At 57.7% G+C, this 21832-nt stretch carries 22 protein-coding genes; 12 read left to right on the forward strand and 10 right to left on the reverse strand.

All coding sequences use genetic code 11. The features are described from left to right. Positions 1-135: 135 nt before the first annotated feature. The 3 genes from AC2FLJ_RS11615 (at position 136) to AC2FLJ_RS11625 (ending at position 4913) form a co-directional block, all read left to right on the forward strand. Positions 136-1611, forward strand: coding sequence for an NAD-dependent succinate-semialdehyde dehydrogenase (locus AC2FLJ_RS11615; protein WP_058276539.1), 1476 nt, complete (start codon positions 136-138; stop codon positions 1609-1611). A 128-nt stretch (positions 1612-1739) separates the two neighbouring features. Continuing rightward, entirely contained in the window at positions 1740-3923 is a 2184-nt protein-coding gene (locus AC2FLJ_RS11620) for an esterase-like activity of phytase family protein (RefSeq protein WP_496705898.1), read from the forward strand. A 300-nt stretch (positions 3924-4223) separates the two neighbouring features. Next, entirely contained in the window at positions 4224-4913 is a 690-nt protein-coding gene (locus AC2FLJ_RS11625) for a hypothetical protein (protein ID WP_496705900.1), read from the forward strand. A gap of 254 nt (positions 4914-5167) precedes the next feature. On the opposite strand, the gene AC2FLJ_RS11630 is transcribed toward AC2FLJ_RS11625, so the two are convergent. From AC2FLJ_RS11630 to AC2FLJ_RS11655, 6 genes are all read right to left on the reverse strand, one after another. Next, positions 5168-5635 (reverse strand): Hsp20 family protein, encoded by a 468-nt coding sequence (locus tag AC2FLJ_RS11630; RefSeq protein ID WP_058276541.1) that lies wholly within the window; start codon positions 5633-5635, stop codon positions 5168-5170. Positions 5636-5757: 122 nt separating this feature from the next. After that, entirely contained in the window at positions 5758-6573 is an 816-nt protein-coding gene (locus tag AC2FLJ_RS11635) for a trypsin-like serine peptidase (RefSeq protein ID WP_496705902.1), read from the reverse strand. After that, positions 6570-7364, reverse strand: coding sequence for a trypsin-like serine peptidase (locus AC2FLJ_RS11640; RefSeq protein WP_496705904.1), 795 nt, complete (start codon positions 7362-7364; stop codon positions 6570-6572). The genes AC2FLJ_RS11635 and AC2FLJ_RS11640 overlap by 4 nt, the downstream gene beginning before the upstream one ends. A gap of 118 nt (positions 7365-7482) precedes the next feature. After that, positions 7483-8799 carry a glycolate oxidase subunit GlcF gene (glcF, locus tag AC2FLJ_RS11645; protein ID WP_496705905.1) on the reverse strand — a complete coding sequence of 439 codons (1317 nt, stop codon included), beginning with the start codon at positions 8797-8799 and terminating at the stop codon, positions 7483-7485. 4 nt (positions 8800-8803) lie between these two features. Beyond that, a complete protein-coding gene (locus AC2FLJ_RS11650; protein WP_496705907.1) occupies positions 8804-9904 on the reverse strand; it encodes an FAD-binding protein in 1101 nt (366 codons plus the stop codon). Positions 9905-9929: 25 nt separating this feature from the next. After that, entirely contained in the window at positions 9930-11378 is a 1449-nt protein-coding gene (locus tag AC2FLJ_RS11655; RefSeq protein ID WP_496705909.1) for an FAD-linked oxidase C-terminal domain-containing protein, read from the reverse strand. An 80-nt stretch (positions 11379-11458) separates the two neighbouring features. Between AC2FLJ_RS11655 and AC2FLJ_RS11660 the strand changes: the two genes are divergently transcribed. Beyond that, on the forward strand, positions 11459-12169 hold the full coding sequence (locus tag AC2FLJ_RS11660; RefSeq protein WP_058276546.1) for a DUF599 domain-containing protein: 711 nt from the start codon (positions 11459-11461) through the stop codon (positions 12167-12169). Positions 12170-12204: 35 nt separating this feature from the next. After that, positions 12205-12552, forward strand: a complete 348-nt coding sequence (locus AC2FLJ_RS11665) for a hypothetical protein (protein WP_496705911.1) — start codon at positions 12205-12207, stop codon at positions 12550-12552. Between the two features lie 3 nt (positions 12553-12555). On the opposite strand, the gene AC2FLJ_RS11670 is transcribed toward AC2FLJ_RS11665, so the two are convergent. The 4 genes from AC2FLJ_RS11670 to AC2FLJ_RS11685 all read right to left on the reverse strand — a co-directional run bounded on the left by AC2FLJ_RS11670 (position 12556) and on the right by AC2FLJ_RS11685 (position 15434). Beyond that, the gene (locus AC2FLJ_RS11670; RefSeq protein WP_496705913.1) at positions 12556-13041 is read right to left on the reverse strand and encodes a flavodoxin family protein; all 486 of its coding nucleotides are present in this window, start codon (positions 13039-13041) and stop codon (positions 12556-12558) included. A gap of 1 nt (position 13042) precedes the next feature. Continuing rightward, positions 13043-13513: a 23S rRNA (pseudouridine(1915)-N(3))-methyltransferase RlmH gene (gene rlmH, locus AC2FLJ_RS11675; RefSeq protein ID WP_058273025.1), complete on the reverse strand. Its 471-nt coding sequence runs from the start codon at positions 13511-13513 to the stop codon at positions 13043-13045. A 44-nt stretch (positions 13514-13557) separates the two neighbouring features. Beyond that, positions 13558-13917 carry a ribosome silencing factor gene (gene rsfS, locus AC2FLJ_RS11680; protein WP_058276550.1) on the reverse strand — a complete coding sequence of 120 codons (360 nt, stop codon included), beginning with the start codon at positions 13915-13917 and terminating at the stop codon, positions 13558-13560. Between the two features lie 164 nt (positions 13918-14081). Next, positions 14082-15434 carry a mechanosensitive ion channel family protein gene (locus AC2FLJ_RS11685; protein WP_496705915.1) on the reverse strand — a complete coding sequence of 451 codons (1353 nt, stop codon included), beginning with the start codon at positions 15432-15434 and terminating at the stop codon, positions 14082-14084. Between the two features lie 102 nt (positions 15435-15536). On the opposite strand from AC2FLJ_RS11685, the gene AC2FLJ_RS11690 reads away from it, so the two are divergent. From AC2FLJ_RS11690 to leuB, 7 genes are all read left to right on the forward strand, one after another. Continuing rightward, positions 15537-15635, forward strand: a complete 99-nt coding sequence (locus AC2FLJ_RS11690) for an isopropylmalate isomerase (RefSeq protein WP_108861670.1) — start codon at positions 15537-15539, stop codon at positions 15633-15635. Between the two features lie 52 nt (positions 15636-15687). Next, positions 15688-17091, forward strand: coding sequence for a 3-isopropylmalate dehydratase large subunit (leuC, locus tag AC2FLJ_RS11695; RefSeq protein ID WP_496705918.1), 1404 nt, complete (start codon positions 15688-15690; stop codon positions 17089-17091). A 37-nt stretch (positions 17092-17128) separates the two neighbouring features. Then, entirely contained in the window at positions 17129-17683 is a 555-nt protein-coding gene (locus tag AC2FLJ_RS11700) for an HdeD family acid-resistance protein (RefSeq protein WP_109311305.1), read from the forward strand. Positions 17684-17725: 42 nt separating this feature from the next. Then, the gene (gene leuD, locus AC2FLJ_RS11705; RefSeq protein WP_496705920.1) at positions 17726-18331 is read left to right on the forward strand and encodes a 3-isopropylmalate dehydratase small subunit; all 606 of its coding nucleotides are present in this window, start codon (positions 17726-17728) and stop codon (positions 18329-18331) included. Positions 18332-18660: 329 nt separating this feature from the next. Beyond that, positions 18661-19491, forward strand: coding sequence for a hypothetical protein (locus AC2FLJ_RS11710; protein WP_282170875.1), 831 nt, complete (start codon positions 18661-18663; stop codon positions 19489-19491). Next, positions 19488-20519, forward strand: a complete 1032-nt coding sequence (locus AC2FLJ_RS11715) for an endonuclease/exonuclease/phosphatase family protein (RefSeq protein ID WP_496705922.1) — start codon at positions 19488-19490, stop codon at positions 20517-20519. The genes AC2FLJ_RS11710 and AC2FLJ_RS11715 overlap by 4 nt, the downstream gene beginning before the upstream one ends. A 166-nt stretch (positions 20520-20685) precedes the next feature. Further along, positions 20686-21789 (forward strand): 3-isopropylmalate dehydrogenase, encoded by a 1104-nt coding sequence (leuB, locus tag AC2FLJ_RS11720; RefSeq protein ID WP_108861675.1) that lies wholly within the window; start codon positions 20686-20688, stop codon positions 21787-21789. Positions 21790-21832 lie beyond the last annotated feature (43 nt).

Genomic DNA, 21832 nt, shown 5'->3' on the forward strand with positions numbered 1-21832 from the left:
AATGCGCCCCGGTAGGCAAAAAACGTCACGTTTACCATACGAAAACTGGATTGATCTGACCCCACGGGTGGCCATAGACAATCCGGGAGGCACATGTTTGAGTGCTAACAAATTTTTATTGCCGGAGGCTGACCCATGCTGGACGCGACAACCGACCTGAAATCAATCCTGAAAAACCCCGATCTGCTTGTAACCAAAGCCTATATCGGCGGTCAGTGGGTCGACGGGGATAATGGCACCTTTGCAGTGACCAACCCGGCGCGCGGCGACGTTGTAGCCGAAGTCGCAGACCTGAGCCGCGCGCAGGTCGCCGGCGCGATCGCACAAGCTGAGGCCGCGCAAAAGGAATGGGCCAAGCTGACCGGCAAGGAACGCGCCGTGATTCTGCGTCGCTGGTACGACCTGATGATGGAAAACGCCGAAGATCTGGGCAAGATCCTGACCGCCGAGCAAGGCAAACCGCTGGCCGAGGCCGTTGGCGAGATCGGCTATGGCGCGTCGTTCATCGAGTTCTTCGGCGAAGAGGCCAAGCGCGTTTATGGCGAGACGATCCCCGGTCACCAGCGCGACAAGCGGATCATGGTGCTGAAACAGCCGATCGGTGTTGCGGCCTCGATCACGCCGTGGAACTTCCCCAATGCGATGATCACCCGCAAGGCAGCTCCAGCGCTGGCGGCTGGCTGCGCCTTTGTTGCGCGCCCGGCCAAGGAAACACCGCTGTCCGCATTGGTCATGGGCGTTCTGGCCGAACAGGCTGGCATTCCGGCTGGTGTGTTCAACGTATTGCCGTCCTCCAGCGCCAGCGAGATTGGGAAGGAATTCTGCGAAAACCCCGGCGTGCGCAAACTGACCTTCACCGGCTCGACCGAAGTAGGTCGCATCTTGCTGAAACAGGCGGCCGATCAGGTCATGAAATGCTCGATGGAGCTGGGCGGCAACGCTCCGTTCATCGTGTTTGACGACGCTGATCTGGATGCGGCTGTCGAAGGCGCGATGATGTGCAAGTTCCGCAACAACGGCCAAACCTGCGTCTGCGCCAACCGCATCTATGTGCAGGCGGGCGTGTACGATGAATTCGCGGCCAAACTGAAAGCCGCCGTCGAAGCACTGAAAATCGGTGACGGTCTGGCCGATGGCACCACCACCGGTCCGCTGATCAACGAAGAAGCGGTCGCCAAGGTCGAGGAACACATCAAAGACGTTACCGACAAGGGCGGCGCGGTTCTGACCGGAGGTCTGCCGCATGATCTGGGCGGCACCTTCTTCCAGCCCACCATCGTGACCGGCGTGACGCAGGACATGATGGTGGCGCAGGACGAGACCTTTGGCCCGCTGGCGCCCCTGTTCAAGTTCGAAGACGAGGATGACGTGATCGCAATGGCCAACGACACGATCTTTGGTCTGGCTTCGTACTTTTACGCCAAGGACCTCAGCCGCGTCTACAAAGTGGCCGAGGCGCTGGAATACGGCATCGTTGGTGTGAACACCGGCATCATCTCGACCGAGCTTGGCCCGTTTGGCGGTGTCAAACAATCCGGCTTGGGCCGCGAAGGCAGCCATCACGGCATGGAAGATTATCTTGAAATGAAGTACGTCTGCCTGTCGGTCTGATCTGAAAAGACCCCGGAGCACAGCGCCGGGGCCATTCGGTTTGTCACAAAACTGCAAACAAACCGTCACATCCCTGCAATGACCCGCGTTCATCCCCCTCTCATCCAAGTGAGAGAGGATACCACCCGATGTCATTGCGCTATGTCTGCCTGACATCTGCCCTTGCCCTGACCGCCGGTCAGGCTGTGGCAGAAATGAATTTCAACCGAATTGCGTCTTTCCCCGTCGTCAATAACATGGCCGAGGGGACGGATACCACCCGCGAAACCTCGCCCGAGATCATCGCGGCTACCGCGGACGGTATGACGCTGGTCTATACCGACAGCCCGTTGGGTGTAGTTGGCATGGTCGACATCACCGACCCTGCGAACCCGGCCCCTCTGGGTGCAATGGATGTAGGCGGCGAGCCGACGTCGGTTGGGATTGTTGGCACGACGGCTTTTGTGGGCGTGAACACTTCGGAAAGCTATACCGCCCCATCGGGCAAGCTGGTCTCGGTCGACATTGCGGGCAAAGCCGAAACCGGTGCCTGTGACCTGGGCGGTCAGCCCGACAGCGTCGCCATTGCTCCCGATGGCAGCTTTGTCGCCGTGGCGATCGAGAACGAGCGCGACGAAGACCTCAACGATGGCGTCATCCCGCAGCTGCCAGCTGGTTCGTTGGTGCTGGTGCCGTTGATTGAAGGTGCTCTGGATTGCGCGGGCATGAAGATGGCCTCGCTGACCGGGCTGTCGGAGGTTGCGCCTACTGACCCAGAACCGGAATTCGTGGACATCAATGATCTGGGTGAAACAGTGGTAACCCTGCAGGAGAACAACCACATCGCCGTCGTCGACAAGGACGGCAACGTGGTCAGCCATTTCTCGGCCGGCGCGGTTGATCTGGAAGGCATCGATGCCACCGACGAACGCGGCGCGCTGATCTTCACTGAAAGCCAAAAGGGCCGCCTACGTGAGCCTGATGCGGTGAAATGGATCGACGACAACCACTTCGCCACCGCCAACGAGGGCGATTATAAGGGCGGCTCGCGCGGCTGGACGATCTTCCACAAGGACGGCGCGGTTGTTTACGAGAACGGCACCGATTTCGAGAAAGCCATCATCCAGATCGGTCACTATCCCGACAAACGCTCGGACGCCAAAGGTGTTGAGCCTGAAAGTGTGACCGCAGCGACCTTCGGTGACACACCAATGATCTTTGTAGGAGCCGAGCGCGCCTCGGTTGTGGGTGTCTATGACGCCACCGATCCGGCCAACCCGGTTCTGAAACAGCTGCTGCCTTCAGGCGTTGGTCCCGAAGGTTATGTTGCGATCCCGAAACGTAACCTGCTGATCTCGGCTAATGAAAAGGACCTGATCGAAGACGGTGGCCCGCGTGCACACGTGATGATCTACGAATATCAGGACGCCCCGGCCACCTATCCGCATCTGACGTCCGCAGACACGGATGAGCTGATCGGCTGGGGCGCGCTGTCCGGTCTGGTGTCTGATGAGGACGGCATGATCTACGCGGTCAACGACAGCTTTTATGGCTTCCAGCCTTCGATTTTCAAGATCGACCCCAGCCATAAACCGGCCCGCATTGTGGATGTGATCCGCATCCACCGTCAGGACGGCAACCCGGCACAGAAGCTGGATCTGGAGGGCATCACGCTGGACGATAAAGGCGGGTTCTACGTCGCCTCAGAAGGGCGTACCGACCGTGTTATCCCGCATGCGATTTACCACGTTTCCGCTGATGGCCTGATCAAGGATCGCAAAGGCGAGATCGGCCTGCCACCTGAGCTTATGGCCGTCGAAAAGCGTTTTGGTTTTGAGGGCATCACCCGCGTTGGCAACACCCTGTGGATGGCGGTTCAGCGCGAATGGAAGGACGACCCTGAAAACCACGTGAAACTGGTGGCCTACAACCTTGAGACCAAAGAATGGGGCGCGGTGCACTATCCCAAAGCGGACCCGGAAGAGGGCTGGGTTGGCCTGTCGGAAATCGTGGCCTTTGGCGACCACGTCTATGTCATCGAGCGCGACAATCAGCATGACCACCGCGCCGTGACCAAAAAGGTCTACCGTATCCCGCTGTTAGAGATGACCCCGGCCCCGTTAGGCGGTCCCCTGCCCGTGGTCAACAAGCAAGAGGTCCGCGACCTGCTGCCTGATCTGACCTCGACCGGTGGTTACGTTCTGGACAAGATCGAAGGTCTGGCCATCCTGCCCTCGGGCGAAGCGTTTGTGATGACCGACAATGACGGCGTCGACGATGCTTCGGGCGAGACGATGTTCTGGTCGATTGGTTTGGTGACAGCCGCGAACTGAGCGCTATCTCGAATTATGTTGAGCCCCGCGTATTGCGCGCGGGGCTTGGTGGTCAATGCTCTAGAAACCAAGGCGATACCTCAGTTAGGAATTGGTTTTTATCAGTGATTTTATCGCGCGTATCGAAAATGACACTGCCCCGTTCTTCTCGCAGACCCATCAAGAAATTCGTGACATTTTGGGCGCCGGCAATACCAGGAGCTTGGTAGCAAATGGCTTGTCCGGATTTCCGGGAGTTTACACCAACGCAGTGTTGAGTTTAATCAAAGCGAATAGACCGCAAAGCCAAGGGTAAGCCGAATGAGCATAAGTGAGGCTGAGAATCTGACCGAATTGGCAGATCGCTATGGATCAGACAAAGGTTCATCAAAACATCGATACACCGAACTCTACCATTTGCTGTTTCACCCTTACCGTCATAGCGAAATTGTTTTTCTAGAGATGGGCCTTCTGATCGGTGGACCTGAGCACGGGGTCGACAAAGATCGAGCTACCAAAGATTGCCCCTCGATTCGAATGTGGCTTGAGTACTTTTCGAAGGCACAAATTCATGGCTTGGATGTCTCCGATTTCTCGTGGTTTGAACACGAACACTTCACATTTCACCGGTGTGACATGAATAACCGAGAGGAAATTGCGAATACAGCAGGCAAGATTGACCCAGCGCCAGATATCGTGATCGATGATGCAAGTCATGCAAGTCATCATCAACAGAGTGCTTTTTTAGAGGTTTTTCCGAAGCTCGCTTCAGGAGGGCTCTATATTATCGAAGATTTGAGGTGGCAGCCAAAAACCTATGAATTAGCCGGCATAACAAAGACTGCCGCACTTTTTCGTAGCTTTCAGAATGACCGAGAATTTACACATTCAGACCCATCCATAGCCGAAGAATTTAACGCACTAATTCCTCAGATTTCGGCCTGCATTATTGAACCTGCACGGTATCAGAAACACCGCAGAGACCAAGTTCTGGTCGTGCACAAAAAATGAAGAACTAGCCCGCATCTTCGTTGGGGGTAAAACCAGAGCGTCCTCTATCGCAATCCGTTGAAATCTTCGACCCCCCAACGAACGGCAAACACCTGAAGCGTGGATTATTTTTGCCAAGCGCGACGATACCTCAATACCCTAGTGGCTCTATTTGAGAGCCTCGCTATAACACTTCGCCCCGCGCCTGGAGGAACGCGGGGCGTGTGGTGCGATAATCCAGAGAGGAACGATTATCGCGGCGTATAGCGGTCGCCTTAGTTCACGGCTTTGGCGTCGACCACGTCCTTTTCAATGGCATTGGCCGAAGAAATCTCGATCCGGCGCGGTTTCAATGCCTCGGGCACTTCGCGCTTCAGGTCGATGTTCAGCATGCCGTTTTCATGGCTCGCGCCGATGACCCGTACGTGATCAGCCAGAGCAAAGCGGCGTTCGAACGCGCGGGTGGCGATGCCACGGTGCAGGTAGCTGCGCTCTTTATCCTCGGCGGCTTTTTTGCCAGCAACGATAAGGGCGTTTTCTTTCATTTCGACCGAAAGGTCATTCTCCGAAAAACCGGCGACTGCAACCGAGATGCGATAAGTGTCGGCATCGGTCTTTTCGATGTTGTAAGGCGGGTAGCTCGGCTGAGCCACATCATTGGTCAGCACGCGATCCATCATGTCGGCGATCTGGTCAAAACCAACGGTGGCACGGTGCAGGGGTGCAAAATCAAAACTACGCATGTGTCATATCCTCATATCAGAGCGATCTGTGTTCTGCCCTCCGTTCGGACGGGCATCTGGTTGATACGGGCCCCGTTCGTGGCGACCCGATACAGTTCACATGGGTAGCAATTTGATCGAGTTCAACCCCCGCCCGAGCTGATGAATTTCGCGCCGGAATTCGACTTGCCGGACCCGACCTGCAACCGGCGGATCGTTGCCTGTGGACGCGGCGCATCGCGTCGCAGGTCCGCCTTTAGTTCGGCAACGATTCCAGATAGTTCCATGCCAAATCCTACTTTCTGATACCCGTTGGACGCGACTGCGGAAACCACGGACAGAATCTGCCAACGCGGGCCGTTTTTGGCAAGTAAGGCAGAACCTGAGGACCCAAAGGTGATATCGCAGTTGAAAGTTATCAATCCCTGGTTTCGATCTAATATCCGACAGGACCTTTCACGTGTAATCGCCTCGGACCGACCGCGCCCGTATGAGGCCAGGCTGACCTCATTTCCCGAGACCCTACCCTGATGCAGGGCAAAAGGATCGGCGATGGAATATGGGATTGGCTCGTCCAGACGCATCAGAGCCACATCAACCTTCACCCGCGGTGCCGACACCGGGCCGTTTGCCACGAAATCCGGGTGCGCCGCGATTTGAATTACCTTGCGGTCGGCTAATGCGTCCTCGCCGCTTAACCCCGCCCGAAAAGTCACCATTCCCGGCGGGTACGGTTCGCCGGTGGCCTTGTCCAACGCACAGTGCGCAGCGGTCAAAACCAGATCCTGCGCAATCAGGGTGCCTGTGCAAAACCCGTCATCGCCGATATCCAGACGTCCGACCGCCTCCCACCCGTAAAGGTCATCGCGGTCCGTCAGTTTGCGCTTGGCGGTCTGGGCGTAAGTTGCAGAGGCGGAAATTGAAAGAAACAAAAGAAAATTCAGAAAAAAGCGACTCATGGTTTTATGAACCTTGCTCCAATATTGCGGCGTGCCCCTCCTTGGGAGGAAGATACGCCAAATCCGCGGCCAGCCGACAATTCTGCCTGCAGCAGTTCCAATGAATCTTCGACCGCGGTGCCGACGGCCACGCGCTGCCCGTTGAATTCGGCCTTGGCTGCGACGACCGAAACGATGCGCGGCCGGTCCCCTTCAAAGGAAAAGACCGGTGCGCCCGACGACCCGAACTCGACGTCACAGGACAACACCAAAACGTTGGATGTGCGCGTCATGACCGAGCACACTTCTTGCAACGAGGGAGCCTCGGCCCGATCCTGCGCGTAGGACACGACCCCCACTTCGGCACCTCGGGCCGGACGGTTTCCGGTCTCGAACGGAATTACGCTCGTATTGCGGATCGGTTGCCACAGCTCGATCAGCGCGATGTCATTGTACAGCCGCGAGGCCGTTGCCTCGGTGCTGTATTCGTAGTCTGGGTGAACAACAGCGCGACGTGCGGCCCGATAGGCCGATGCACGCCCAAGACGCCAGGCGGCCAGAAACTCGACCTCTGCCAGGTCAATCCGTTGACCAGTTACCTTGTCGAACAGACAATGGGCAGCCGTCAAAACCTGGGTCGGAGAAATCAGTGTCCCGGTGCAAAACCCGGCGCCGTCCTTGATATCCAGGCGCCCGACCGCCATCCACGCGCGCCCCGCATCGGTGGTGTCCAGGCTTTTCAACCCGGTATCCTGGGCTGCGGCGGACAACGGCGTCAAAGCCAGCGCCAATGCTGTGATCCAGTTTCGCAAACGGCACTCCGGCTTTGCTGTTGACGTATTTTCCTACGTCTCCGGTGCGGCAAAAATAGGGCGATGACGCCCGCGTCTGTTTAACGGGGCGAGTGGTGCGCAGTTGCATCAGCATGGCCTATCTAAGGACCGGAACCTTAGGTTTGGCTGGTTCACGCAATGCACGCGGCACAGGCCCACCCGTTGCCCAATCCAAAAGCTCGACCGTGTGCAGCACGGGAATGTCCGTGCCAGAGCCGATCTGCATCATGCATCCGATATTGCCCGCCGCGATCACGTCCGGCTTTTTGGCTTCCAGCGTTTTGACCTTGCGGTCCTTCAGCTTGCCCGAAATATCGGGCTGCATCAGGTTGTAAGTTCCCGCGCTGCCGCAGCACAGATGACTGTCTATAGGCTCTAACACAGCAAAACCGGCCTGTTTCAGCAGAGTTTTGGGATGAGCTTTGATCTTTTGACCGTGCTGCAAAGAACAAGCTGCATGATATGCAACGGTCAGGCCCCTTTCTTCACCTTCGGGCAGTTCCAGCTGGATCAGCAGTTCGCTGATATCCATTGCAATCGATGACACCCGCGCCGCGTCTTCGATTATGGGATCGTTGCGAAACATATGGCCATAATCCTTGACCGTCGTGCCGCAGCCCGAGGTGTTGATGACAATGGCGTCCAGCCCGTCGCCGTGCATTTCTGTGGTCCAGGCCCTGATATTGGCCTTTGCGGCCTCATGGCTTTCACGGGTCTTGCCCATGTGATGGGTCAGCGCGCCGCAGCACCCTGCCCCTTCAGCCACGACGACCTCGCATCCCATCCTAGTGAAAAGTCGAATAGTTGCGTCGTTAATGTCAGTATTCAAAGCTTTTTGCGCACAACCCGTCATCAGCGCAACGCGCTTGCGCTGCGGTCCTTTGGCCGGAAATCTCTGCGGGTCGTCATTGCGACTGACGGGCGGGATATGTTTGGGCGCCATATCCAGCATGGCACGCAACCGGGCGTCGGGCATCAGAAAGCGGAATGGCCGCCCCAGCTTCGCCCCGATCAAAGCCCAGCGGAACCGCATCGGATAAGGCAGGATCTGTGCCAGTACCCAACGCAACGCACGATCCGAGAAGGGGCGTTTATAGTTCTCTTCGATGTATTCGCGCGCGTGATCGACCAGATGCATGTAGTGCACACCCGATGGACACGTGGTCATACAGGCCAGGCATGACAGGCAGCGGTCGATATGCTTGACCGTTTTCTCATCCGGCACACGCTCGTTTTCCAGCATGTCCTTGATCAGGTAAATGCGCCCCCGTGGACTATCCAACTCGTCCCCCAGCACCTGATAGGTCGGGCATGTGGCTGTACAAAACCCACAATGGACGCAGTTTCGCAGGATTTCATTTGATCTTTGGATCGCGGGATCTTGCAACTGCTCTTCGGTGAACGTCGTCTGCATCGGCTTACCCCATCAACCCCGGATTAAACAAACCACGGGGGTCGAATCTTTGACGAATTCCTTTGGTTAGAGCCTTAATCCCGGACGCCTCCGGTTGAAAACGTCCCAGTTCGGCCAGTGTTTCGAACCCTGCTCGCACGATGTTTGCGTGACCGTCAAACGCGCCCAATTGCGCCCGCAGATCAGTACCAACCGGCACCAAGGCCCAGATCAACCCGCCACCCCAATCAAACAACGTCCGATCTGCCGGGATGCGTGCAACGATGTCCGGCGCATCCGAGGGTTTGACCGAAATGCGCCAGACATCACCGCTTTGTTCGTGGAAACCGGCTGCGTCACGCAGGTCGGCCCACAATGTTCCGGGCTGCTCAAGTTCGGCAACCTCGCCGAAACCAGACAGTAGGGATTTCAGTTGATCCGACCGGTATGTCACCGAACTCGCAAATCCTTCGAGGCGCAGTAAGGCGCTTCCCATATCCGGGTCGTACGCTGCTCCGCTAACTTCAAAAGGGGATTTCAATGCGGCGGACAGCGCTGCAACTGCGGTGGTCACACCAGATACCTGAACAGACAGCGTTGCGGCGACTTCGGGCTTGGGCAGTACCTTCAACGACACTTCGGTCAAAACACCCAGAGTGCCCCAGGATCCCGCCATCAGTTTGACCAGATCATAGCCGGTGACGTTCTTCATGACCCGGCCGCCATTCTTGACGACCTGCCCCATGCCATCGACATAGCGCACGCCCAACAGAAAATCGCGGCATGCCCCTGCCTGTACCCGCCGGGGCCCTGATATGTTGGCCGAAACAACGCCGCCTATGGTCGGTGTTCCACGGGTTCCAAGCAATCCCCGGTGATCCATAGGCTCGAACGCTAATTGCTGACCTTCTGCATCTAACGCTGCCTCGATCTCTGCCACGGGTGTTCCGGCCTTCGCCACCAAAGTCAGCGCGCCGGGTTCATAAAGTGTGACGCCCTTGAGCTCGCTGGTGTCGATCACCGCGTCTGGCCCCGCAATACCGCGCGTACCGCCTCCCTTGATATGGACCGGTTCATTCAACCCGGCCACCATCTCGGCCAGTTCGGCTTCTGTCTTTGGTTTCATGACAATTCTTCTTTGTTAGAGCCGATTATTCTGCGGCAATCCGCGCGTTGCGTCGGGACTTCGACGCCTGCAATGGGAACACTTTGGCCGGGTTCAGCAGCCAATTCGGGTCGAACACATCCTTGATGACCATCTGAGCCTCAAGGTCCGCAGGCGCGTATTGGTGGGACATCAGATCGCGCTTTTCGATCCCAACCCCGTGCTCACCTGTCAGGCAGCCACCCACGTCTACGCAAAGCTTCAGGATATCAGCTCCGAACGCCTCGCATTTCTCAAGATCACCGGGTTTGTTGGCATCGAACAGGATCAATGGGTGCATGTTGCCATCGCCCGCATGAAACACGTTGCCGACCGGCAAGCCGTATTCTTCGCTCATTTCACCAATCCGACGCAACACTTCCGGTAGGGAAGAAACCGGGATCGTCCCGTCGAGACACATGTAGTCGTTCAACTGCCCCATCGCACCAAAGGCCGACTTGCGCCCCAGCCAGATTTTCGCGCTTTCTTCGGCCGACTGGCTTTCGCGCAGTTCGACCGGATTGTGGCGCTTGGCGATTTCGATGATCTTTGACAACTGATAGTCCATCTCGGCCTCGGACCCTTCGACCTCGACAATCAGCAAAGCGGTGCAGTTGGGGTAACCGGCATGGGCGAAATTTTCACAGGCCTGGATGCACAGCGTGTCCATGAATTCGATCGCAACCGGCAAAATGCCGGACTTGATAATGTCCGAGACGCATTGCCCGGCAACTTCGTTATCATCAAAACCCATTAATACAGGCCGGGCACCTTCAGGTTTGCGCAGAATGCGCAGCGTGGCTTCAGTCACCACGCCCAACTGCCCTTCAGACCCGCAGATGACACCCAGCAGGTCCAAGCCGCCAGAGTCCAGATGCGCGCCGCCAATCTCGACCACGCTGCCATCCATCAGCACCATCTTTACGCCCAACAGGTTGTTGGTGGTCACACCGTATTTTAGACAATGCGCCCCGCCTGAGTTCATGGCGACGTTCCCAGCAATGGCACAGGCAAGCTGTGAGGACGGATCTGGCGCATAGAAGAAGTCGTCTTCCTCGACCGCACCGGTCACGCTCAGGTTCGTGCGGCCTGATTGAACGCGAATGAAGCGGTTGTCATAGTCGACCTCCAGCACCTCGTTCATCCGGGCGACTCCAAGGATGACGCAATCCGCTGTTGGCAACGCGCCGCCTGCCAAGGAAGTACCCGACCCGCGCGGAACCACTGGAACGCCTTCCTCGTTGCAGATGCGTAGAACGTCCGAGACCTCTTGCGTGGTCGACGGCAGCACTGCCAGCATCGGAGGGCACCTATACGCCGTCAATGCGTCGCATTCATAAGCGCGTGTCTCGGACGGTTCATGAATAACCGCCTCTTCGGGCAAGACCTGCAAAAAACGTTGAAGAACCACGGCCTTGCGGCGCAGAACGTCAGGATTTGGCGTTGGCATTTCCATGGCTGATCCTCCATTTGGTAAAATAATATTACCAATTTCTCCATCTGGCAAGTTCTCATGTCTGGCCCTAAGGTCGCCGCATGACGTGGATTGATCGGGCACAACTTTTTTCACCGCTGGACTATGCGGCAATTGCCGTGCTGCTGGTTGCTTGGCTCTGGATCGGGTGGCGGATCGAAAATCCCTCCCCTACCAAGAGTTCTGTCACGATGATGATGGATGACTATCGTCGAGAGTGGATGCGGGAAATGGTCACTCGGCAGCCCCGAATGTTCGATGCGCAGGTGGTCGCGGCGATGCGGCAGGGCAGCACGTTCTTCGCCTCGACTACGATGATCGCTGTCGGGGGCGGGTTGGCTTTGCTGGGCAATACCGAACGCCTTGCCGGTGTCGCCAATGACCTGGCCATCGGCAGCGCACCGGCCATGGTGTGGGAGATAAAGATTCTGATCATCATCCTTTTTCTGGCCAATGCATTCCTGAAATACGTCTGGGCACATCGGTTGTTTGGCTATTGCGCGGTTCTGATGGCCTCGGTGCCCAATGAACCGTCGGACCCACAAGCCTATCCGCGCGCAGCACAAGCGGCCGAGATCTGCGTCACCGCGGCGCGCAGCTTTAACCGCGGTTTGCGCGTGACTTATTTTGCCCTGGCATCCGTTGCCTGGATACTTGGGCCTGTGGCGCTGTTGCTGGGCACGGCGATCACGTTTGGCGTTCTATACCGGCGCGAGTTTGCGTCGCATTCCCGGCTGGTCCTGCTGTCCCAACCGGGCGACACGGATTCGTGATCGCGAAGCCGACGGACACAGCCTAGGATCGCCACATGCGGTATATGATTCTCAGCCTTCTTCTCGCCAGCCCGGCGCTTGCCGACGCTTCTTTGATTGAAAAAGTGGCGGTCAGCCAAAGCGGTGACACGTGGCGATTCGATGTGACGATCCGCCATCCCGATACCGGGTGGGATCACTATGCTGATGGCTGGCGCGTTCTGGACATGGACGGCAATGAACTGGGCATGCGCGTATTGCATCATCCACATGAGAATGAGCAGCCCTTTACACGCTCCCTGTCCGGGGTGGCGATTCCAGATGGCGTGTCTCAGGTTCAGATTCAGGCGCGGTGCAGTGTCGATGGCTGGGGTGATGAGACCACGCTGGTCCCGCTGAACTGATCTTCAGAACACACCCAGCGCCAGACCCGCACCCAACGCAGCCCCAATATCACGGCACTCATCCAGTTGGTTTTGCGGGATGGTCTTTTCGGCCAGAATAGCCTCGGGCGTTTGCGCATGTGTACAGATGATCAGCGGCGACTGAACCTCTTTCAAGCGCCAACCAGTGGCAATCCGCGCGGTTTGGCGGGCCGCATTCTCGCCATCAGACCCGGCACAGATCATCTGGGCATAGGGCCGTCCTTCGATCTTGCCCAGAACAGGGTAGTAACAGCGATCAAAGAACTCTTTCATCAGACCGGAAATCGCCGCCAGGTTCTCGGGCGCGCAGAAAATATACCCATCCGCGGCCAGCAAATCCTCAGGGGTCGCCTGATCTGCAGTCTTCAGAATCGTTTCCGCTTCGTCCCGCGCTCCTGCCGCAGCGGATTGGGCCATTTGACGGGCGCCGCCGGTGCGCGAATGGTAGACGATCAAAAGCTGCGCCATGTCAGACCCGGTGATAGGGACCGCCCGACAGGATGGTCGCGGCCCGGTAAAGTTGCTCGGCCAGCATCACACGGACCAGCATATGCGGCCAGACCATCGACCCGAATGAGATGGAAAAATCAGCCTCGGCCCGCAGATCAGGGTCTATTCCGTCCGCACCGCCAATGATCAATGCCAGATCCTGCCGCCCGGCATCGCGCCAGCCACCCAGTTTTTTTGCAAAATCAGGCGAGGACATCACCCGCCCACGTTCATCCAGTGTGCAGATCACCGCACCTTTGGGCAGGGCCTTGCGCAGCAACGCGGCCTCAGCCCCCATGCCTGCGTTTTTCTTGTCTTCGACCTCGATCACGCGCGCAGGACCAAGGCCCAGCGCGCGGCCGGTCCGGTCAAATCTGGTCAGGTAATCGTCAAGCAGGGACTTCTCCGGTCCGGCACGCAATCGCCCGACCGCATAAATGCTTATACGCATATTTCTCTCGCCTCCGGCCTGTTAATGCAGGCCGGGATGGCGCCTCAGTTGGCCGAGGCGCTGCCGCCCTGAGGCAGCCACATCTTTTCCAGCTGATAGAATTCACGCACTTCGGGGCGGAAGATATGGACAATAACATCGCCCGTATCGATCAGCACCCAGTCGCCGGCATCCTTGCCTTCGACCTTCGAGGTGAAACCGAATTCCTGCTTGATGCGATCCGTCAGCTTTTCCGCCATGGCCGAGACCTGACGGGTCGACCGACCCGAGGCAATCACCATGTGATCCGCAACAGAAGACTTACCTTGCAGGTTGATCTGCACGACGTCTTCGGCCTTGTCATCGGAAAGTGAGGAAAGGATACGTTCAAGCAGCTTGTCGCTGATTGACTGAGAGTGGGCCATTACATTGGCCCCATCATCGGCGGGCAAACCCGCCTGTGTATGTAGAGACAGGACATAGTCCTCCTTTGTTGCGCGCCGCCAAACCCCGGCGCAGGGGTACTAATAAGGTAACAAGGGGAATGCAACATTTCAATGAACGGGCGCTTTTGCGGCCGCACGGGTGCTCACTCTTTGGCGATCTGTTGCGAGTCTGCGCCGTCGGGCAGCAGCCGAACCTCGCGCTGGGGGAAAGGAATCGATATCCCCTCGGCCTTGAAAGCATCCCAAAGGGCGAGGTAAACATTGCCCCTGATATTGGTAAGCCCCTTGGTCGGATCGCTGATCCAGAACCGCAGCACATAGTCCACGCTGCTGTCGCCGAACCCGGTTATATGGCAGACCGGCTCATGTGAACCGCCGCTGAGAACACGTTTCACCGATTTAACTGCCCGGATCGCGGTTGCGCGCACCTGATGCGGGTCGTCGTCGTAGCTGGTGCCGAAATCCAGATCCAGACGCACATAACGGTCCGAATGCGACCAGTTCACCACCTGATTGGTGATCAAGTCTTCGTTCGGGATCAGGTATTCACGCCCATCCCGCGTGACCACCGATACATACCGCGCGCCCAGCGCGTTGATCCATCCGAATGTGTCACCCAACGAGATCACGTCGCCCGGTTTGATCGAGCGGTCCATCAGGATGATGATCCCGGAAATCAGGTTCGACACAACCTTTTGAAGACCAAAACCGATGCCCACGCCGATCGCGCCTGACAACAGCGCGATGCCAGTCAGATCAAACCCAAGCGTGCGGATGGCCACCATAAAGACAGCTCCGTACAGCAGAACTTGAATGCCTTTGGCCAACAGAACCTGCATCGAAGGCGTGATGTCGTCGTTCCTCTGCAATCCCCGCTCGGCCGTGCGGGTTCCGATGCGGGCCAACGTCAGCAGCACGCCGATCAGCAATGCGGCCTTGAGAATTCCCAGTGCCGAGATGTGCAAATCACCGATGGAGATCGCTACGCCGTCCAGAAACTCGGCTACGTCATCGGTCAAATTCAGCGCAACCAGCGTTGCATAGACCCACATCGCCCATTTAAAGATCCGCCGCAGCGTACGGTTGCGGACAAGTCGCGCCACCAGCGCGATCGCCAGCCAAGCGGCGGCCAATGTCGCGATCACGCCGATAATGTAACTGTGCGACGGCCAGGTCACATTCTGCATGAACAGGTACAGCGTCCAGGACAACAAAACGAAATAGACCAGTGTTAGGCGCTGCATCAGCTGAACCAGAGTGCGCAGCCGCCATTTGGGCCAGCCGGTGCGGGCACGCGCCCAGGTTTCCCACCGGTTTTGCGTGACCAGCTTGAGCACATATGCCAAAGCCCACAGAGCGAGAATGATGATCAACTGGTGCCGCCGCCAACCCGGCGTGACGATCAGATCAACAAGTTTGCCGAACTGCACGGAAAACCCCGCGACCATGTTTTCATAGAGTTCCGACAGCGAGCTGGGGATCAGGTCTTGGTTCATACAGGTCTCCTGACCCGCAGCTTGGACAGCAACTCGGGGTGATGCAAGCCCGAGGCCGGATTGAACCTTGATTGACGGGCACACGCGATATATCTGAGGCGCATGAGAGTCTATTTGGCCCCTGCTCCGACACTGCAAGACCGCACGCGCCTGCGTGAACGGTTCTTTGGGGCCGCCCGCACGGTTCTGGCCCGCCTATAAGCGGCGCCCAGCCACTCGCCAGCTATTTCTCATTACATACGGGAGAGGACCGATGTCCCCCAAAACACTCTATGACAAGATCTGGGATGCCCATGTCGCGCATGAAGCCGATGATGGAACCTGCCTGCTTTATATCGACCGCCATCTGGTGCACGAAGTCACCAGCCCACAGGCTTTCGAAGGCCTGCGCATGGCGGGCCGTCCGGTGCGCGCACCGGAAAAGACCATCGCTGTGCCGGATCACAACGTTCCGACCACTGCGGATCGCGTAAACGGGATCGAAAATCCCGAATCGCGCATTCAGGTCGAAGCACTGGACAAGAACGCAAAAGATTTCGGCATTCACTATTACCCGGTGAATGACGTTCGTCAGGGCATCGTTCACATCGTCGGCCCCGAACAAGGCTGGACGCTGCCTGGCATGACCGTTGTTTGTGGCGACAGCCACACCGCCACCCACGGCGCGTTTGGTGCTTTGGCCCACGGCATTGGCACGTCCGAGGTTGAACATGTTCTGGCCACGCAAACCCTGATCCAGAAGAAGTCCAAGAACATGAAGGTGGAAATCACCGGCAAATTGCAGCCCGGTGTGACCGCCAAGGACATCACTCTGGCTGTGATCGGTGAGACTGGCACTGCCGGCGGGACCGGCTATGTTATCGAATATTGCGGCGAAGTGATCCGCGATCTGTCGATGGAAGGCCGCATGACCGTCTGCAACATGGCGATCGAAGGCGGCGCCCGCGCCGGCCTGATCGCGCCAGACGAGACCACTTATGAATATGTCAAAGGCCGTCCCCACGCGCCCAAAGGTGCCCAGTGGGAAGCAGCACTGACATGGTGGAAAACGCTGTTTACCGACGATGACGCGCATTTCGACAAGGTCATCACCCTGCGCGGCGAAGACATCGCGCCTGTCGTGACCTGGGGCACCAGCCCCGAGGACGTACTGCCGATCACCGCAACTGTACCGAACCCCGAAGATTTTGAAGGTGGCAAGGTTGACGCAGCCCGCCGCTCGATCGAGTACATGGGTCTGGAAGCTGGTCAAAAGCTGAGCGATGTCGAGATCGACACCGTTTTCATCGGATCCTGCACCAATGGCCGCATCGAAGACCTGCGCGCCGCGGCCGAGATCCTGAAGGGCAAAAAGGTCAAGGACGGCATGCGTGCCATGGTCGTGCCAGGTTCGGGTCTGGTTCGGGCGCAGGCCGAAGAAGAAGGTCTGGCCGAGATTTTCAAGGATGCCGGTTTCGAATGGCGTCTGGCCGGATGTTCGATGTGTCTGGCGATGAACCCTGACCAACTGCAGCCGGGCGAACGCTGTGCAGCGACCTCAAACCGCAACTTCGAAGGCCGTCAGGGCCGGGGCGGACGCACCCATTTGCTGAGCCCTGCAATGGCTGCCGCAGCGGCAATCACAGGACGGCTGACAGACGTACGTGAATTGATGTAAGGTCCCATCACATCTAGATATTTGAGGGATTGAAAACATGAGTGACTGGGTCAAATGGCTCCTGCTGGGGCTTCTGTCCATAGCGTTCGGTATCTTTGTACTGGGCGCGCCAGTTGTGGCGTCTGTCGCCGTGACGGTGGTAACCGGTGTGTTGCTGCTGATCTCGGGCGCGCTGCAAGTTGTTGGCGGCTTTACGGTTGAAGGTACCGGCAACAAAATTCTGTCACTCATCATGGGTGCGGTGATGCTGTTTCTGGGCTGGTCCTTTCTGGATCACCCGCTGCAGGGAACCCTGACACTGGCAACCGTGATGCTGATCCTGTTCATGGCAGGCGGCATCGCGCGGGTCATTCTGTCGTTCCAGATGAAAGGAACACAGTTTTTCTGGCCCACGATGATCTCGGGCATCTTGTCGATCGTCCTCGCGGGCATCATCTGGACATATGTGGGAAGCGATCCTCAGGTGCTGCTGAGCATTTTGGGCATCTTCCTGGGCATTGAGATGCTGTTCAACGGGTTCGGCCTGGTCTTTATGGCGTTCTTTATCCGGAACGCACCCAACGACGCAACAACAGAAGCGAAACAAGCTTAAACGCGGGATACGGGCGCGGCCCTCTCTCGCAGGAGTGTAGACATGGAAAAGTTTGACAAAGTCCACGGGGTGGCCGCCCCAATGCCGCTGATCAATATCGACACCGATATGATCATTCCGAAAGTGCATCTGAAAACCATCAAACGGTCCGGCCTTGGTGTCGTGCTGTTTGATGAGATGCGCTACCATCAACATGGTGGCGAAAACGAAGACTTCGTGCTGAACAAACCCGCCTATCGTCAGACAGAGATTCTGGTTGCCGGTGACAATTTCGGCTGCGGTTCGTCGCGCGAACACGCGCCCTGGGCGATCAAGGACTTCGGCATCAAGGTTGTGATCTCGACCAGCTTTGCCGACATCTTCTTTAACAACTGCTTCAAGAACGGCATCCTGCCCATCGTGGTCGAAGAAGAACACCACGCGATCCTGTTGGAAGACGCGCATAAAGGCGAAAACGCCCGCATGACCGTGCATCTGGAGGATCAGCAGATCACCACCTCGGATGGCGTTGTGATCGAATTCAGTGTCGACCCACATCGCAAGCATTGCCTGCTGAATGGTTTGGACGATATCGGCCTGACGATGGAAAAAGATCACCACATCGACAAATTCGAGGATCACGCAAGCCAGGCCCGCCCCTGGGTGTGATTCCAAGAACGAATCTGTGGATACTCAACCTATCGGGGTCGCCTGGGCGACCCCTTTCGCGTTCTTGGGGTTGTTGATCCGGCAACCACAACATGTGGTGTTCCCCCTCTGATACACGCCGAATTTGCGACGGAAATGATGCAAAGGCGCACCAGTTTCGCCATCTTTTTGCCTGAAATTCCGTGTTTTCTGCAGCTTGGCTTGAGCGGATTGCCGCTTATCGTCAGTGTTGGCGATAATAGAGGCACCCGTCGAATAATAATTATCGGGCACAAGTTGGGACGAAACCGTCAAAGAAGCGGTCAATCCGGTTTGAAAGGGTTTGGATAGTGATTGCGCGCACAACAGGGGCGGCGATTCGGGGATTATTGGTCGCACTTTTGGTGCTGACGCCCGCGTTGTACCTGCCTGTAACGTCAACGAATGGGACCGAGATTGTCGTCTTTCTCGCCATTCTCGCGTTTTTCCTGACATTCGCTGAATACAACTCCTCCTTTCCCAGCTTTATCGAATTCCGCGATGCGCCACCTGTGAACCGTTTGCGCTTTGTCGGCCTGATGTCGATGGTCACGTTCCTGACGTTGATCTGCAAAAACGCATATACGCCGACCGGCCTGACGACAGTTTTCTATTCCTTCGGCGTGGGCGTCGCGAATGTGGTCGACTTTCCCTATTCGCCAGTACGGCTGATCATCCTGATGCTGCCGACTGACGCAAGCGCCCCCCTGATCGAACTTGTCCGTATTTCTGCCAGCGTCGCGTATGTTGCTGCTTTGGTGACGATCGCCAGCTTTGCCTATGCGGTGAAAGTGCGCGGCTGGCCGACCGGAAATGGCGCCTTCAATGTCTGGACCAATCTTCCCTTGTTCGACCCCACCAAAGGCGGTGACGTAGTTACGCGCCTGCAGCGCGACGGTCGGCTGAACATTTGCATCGGTATACTGCTGCCGTTCCTGATCCCGGCGCTGATCAAACTGCTGACTGACTATGCCGATCCGATCTCACTGAGCAATCCTCAGACCCTGATCTGGACGCTCAGCGCCTGGGCCTTCCTACCGGCCAGCATGATCATGCGTGGCATGGCGACCCTGCGCATTGCCAATCTGATCGTCGAAAAACGGCGCGCCTATTCCACAGCCGAGTCTACCCAGACCGCATGATCCGCATTCTGATCCTGCTGCTGTTGCCCGTTGTGGCACAGGCAGAGACGATCCGTATTGCCACCTACAACACAGAACTCAGCCGCGATGGTCCGGGATTGCTGTTGCGGGATATTCACCGCGGTGATGATCAGGTGATGGCGGTTGTTGCCGTTTTGGCGGACACCCGCCCCGATATCATTGCGTTGCAGGGGATCGACTGGGATTTCGAGGGGCTGGCGCTGGCGGCGCTGGCAAATCGGTTGCGCGAGGCCGGATTGGATTACCCCTACACTTTCGCAGCCCAACCAAATTCCGGCCTGGAAACGGATCTTGATCTGGACGGAGATGGTCGCACCAACGGCCCCGGCGACGCGCAAGGCTGGGGTCGGTTCACCGGTCAGGGCGGGCTGGCCGTGATGTCCCGCTATCCCATCGCTTCGGATCAGATTCAGGACCTGTCCGACCTGCTATGGCTGGAACTGCCCGGCGCTGAACTGCCTCAACATGACGCAGGCCCCTACCCATCAGAACCGGCGCAGAACGTTCAGCGGCTCTCATCCGTGGCGCATTGGATTGTGCCCATCGAAACTTCGGTAGGGCAGCTGGATTTGATGACTTTTCATGCCTCACCCCCCGTGTTTGACGGGCCAGAGGATCGCAATGGACTGAGGAACAAGGACGAGATCCGCCTTTGGTCCGCAGTGATGGATGGGGCAGTCGGGCGCAAACCCGATCGTCTGTTTGTCATCGCGGGTGACGCCAATCTGGACCCAGTGCGAGGTGATGGACGCAAGGAGGCGATCCGAGAGTTTTTGAACGACCCCCGCCTTCAGGACCCTTCACCCGCAGACCCCTCAGGCGATTTGACAACGGTGGTCTGGAAATTGGTTGGTCCAATGCGGGTCGATTACGTCCTGCCATCGGCCCAATGGCAGGTGGTGGATTCCGGGGTGCACTGGCCCGTCGCGGGCTCTGAAGAACGCAAAACCGCCGAAAGCGCCAGCCGTCATCGGCTGATCTGGGTCGACCTGACACTGCCTCGCTGATACGGCACTTTGCGCCATGATCTGGCCTGCAAAGCAGACCTGACGCAATTTTCAGACGCTAACGGAAACAAACCTGTATTTTCCTTGCCGTCAGGCGGGATCGTCTCATTGACCCGATGCCGCACAGGCGCTAGGGCCTGTGCTGTAAAACGCAAGGAGATCCTTCATGTCCAACCCCTCGCTCCTCATCCTGCCCGGAGACGGAATTGGCCCCGAAGTCATGGCCGAAGTGCGCAGAGTCATCGACTGGTTCGGTGCGAAACGCGGCCTGGAATTCGACGTGAGCGAGGATCTGGTCGGTGGTGCCGCGTATGATGCGCATGGCAAGCCCCTGTCGGACGAGACGATGGCCAAAGCGCAAGAGGTTGACGCGGTTCTGCTGGGTGCTGTGGGCGGCCCGAAATACGACGATCTGGATTTCAGCCTCAAGCCCGAGCGCGGCTTGCTGCGCCTGCGCAAAGAGATGGACCTGTATTCCAACCTGCGCCCGGCACAGTGCTTTGACGCGTTGGCCGATTTCTCGTCGCTGAAGAAAGACATCGTTGCCGGCCTCGATATCATGATCGTGCGCGAGCTGACCTCGGGCGTCTATTTCGGCGAGCCGCGCGGCATCTTCGAGGAAGGCAATGAACGTGTTGGCATCAACACCCAGCGCTACACCGAATCTGAGATCGAACGCGCCGCGCGCTCGGCATTTGAGCTGGCAATGCGCCGGAACAAAAAGGTCTGCTCGATGGAGAAGGCCAACGTCATGGAATCGGGCATCCTGTGGCGCGAAGTTGTGAACCGTGTGGCCAAGGATTACCCCGAGGTCGAACTGAGCCATATGTATGCCGACAATGGCGCGATGCAGTTGGTGCGTGCGCCCAAACAGTTCGACGTCATCCTGACAGACAACCTGTTCGGCGACATCCTGTCGGATTGCGCGGCGATGCTAACCGGCTCGTTGGGAATGCTACCGTCGGCCTCGTTGGGTGCTCCTATGGCGAATGGCCGCCCCAAGGCGATGTACGAACCGGTCCATGGTTCGGCCCCGGATATCACCGGTCAGGGCAAAGCCAACCCGATCGCCTGTATCCTCAGCTTCGCCATGGCCCTGCGCTACAGCTTTGATCAGCTTGAAGAAGCGGACCGTCTGGAAGCCGCAATCGAGAAGGTACTGGCCGACGGTGTCCGCACAGGCGACCTGCTGGCAGATGAAGGCGTCACGCCGGTTTCGACCACGGAAATGGGCGACGCCATTTTGGGCGCGCTCGACGACAGCCTCTGATCGGACCCACATTCAATTCAAAAGGCGGTGCCCAGCGCACCGC

The sequence above is a fragment of the Ruegeria sp. CDSA034 genome, assembly GCF_059612275.1.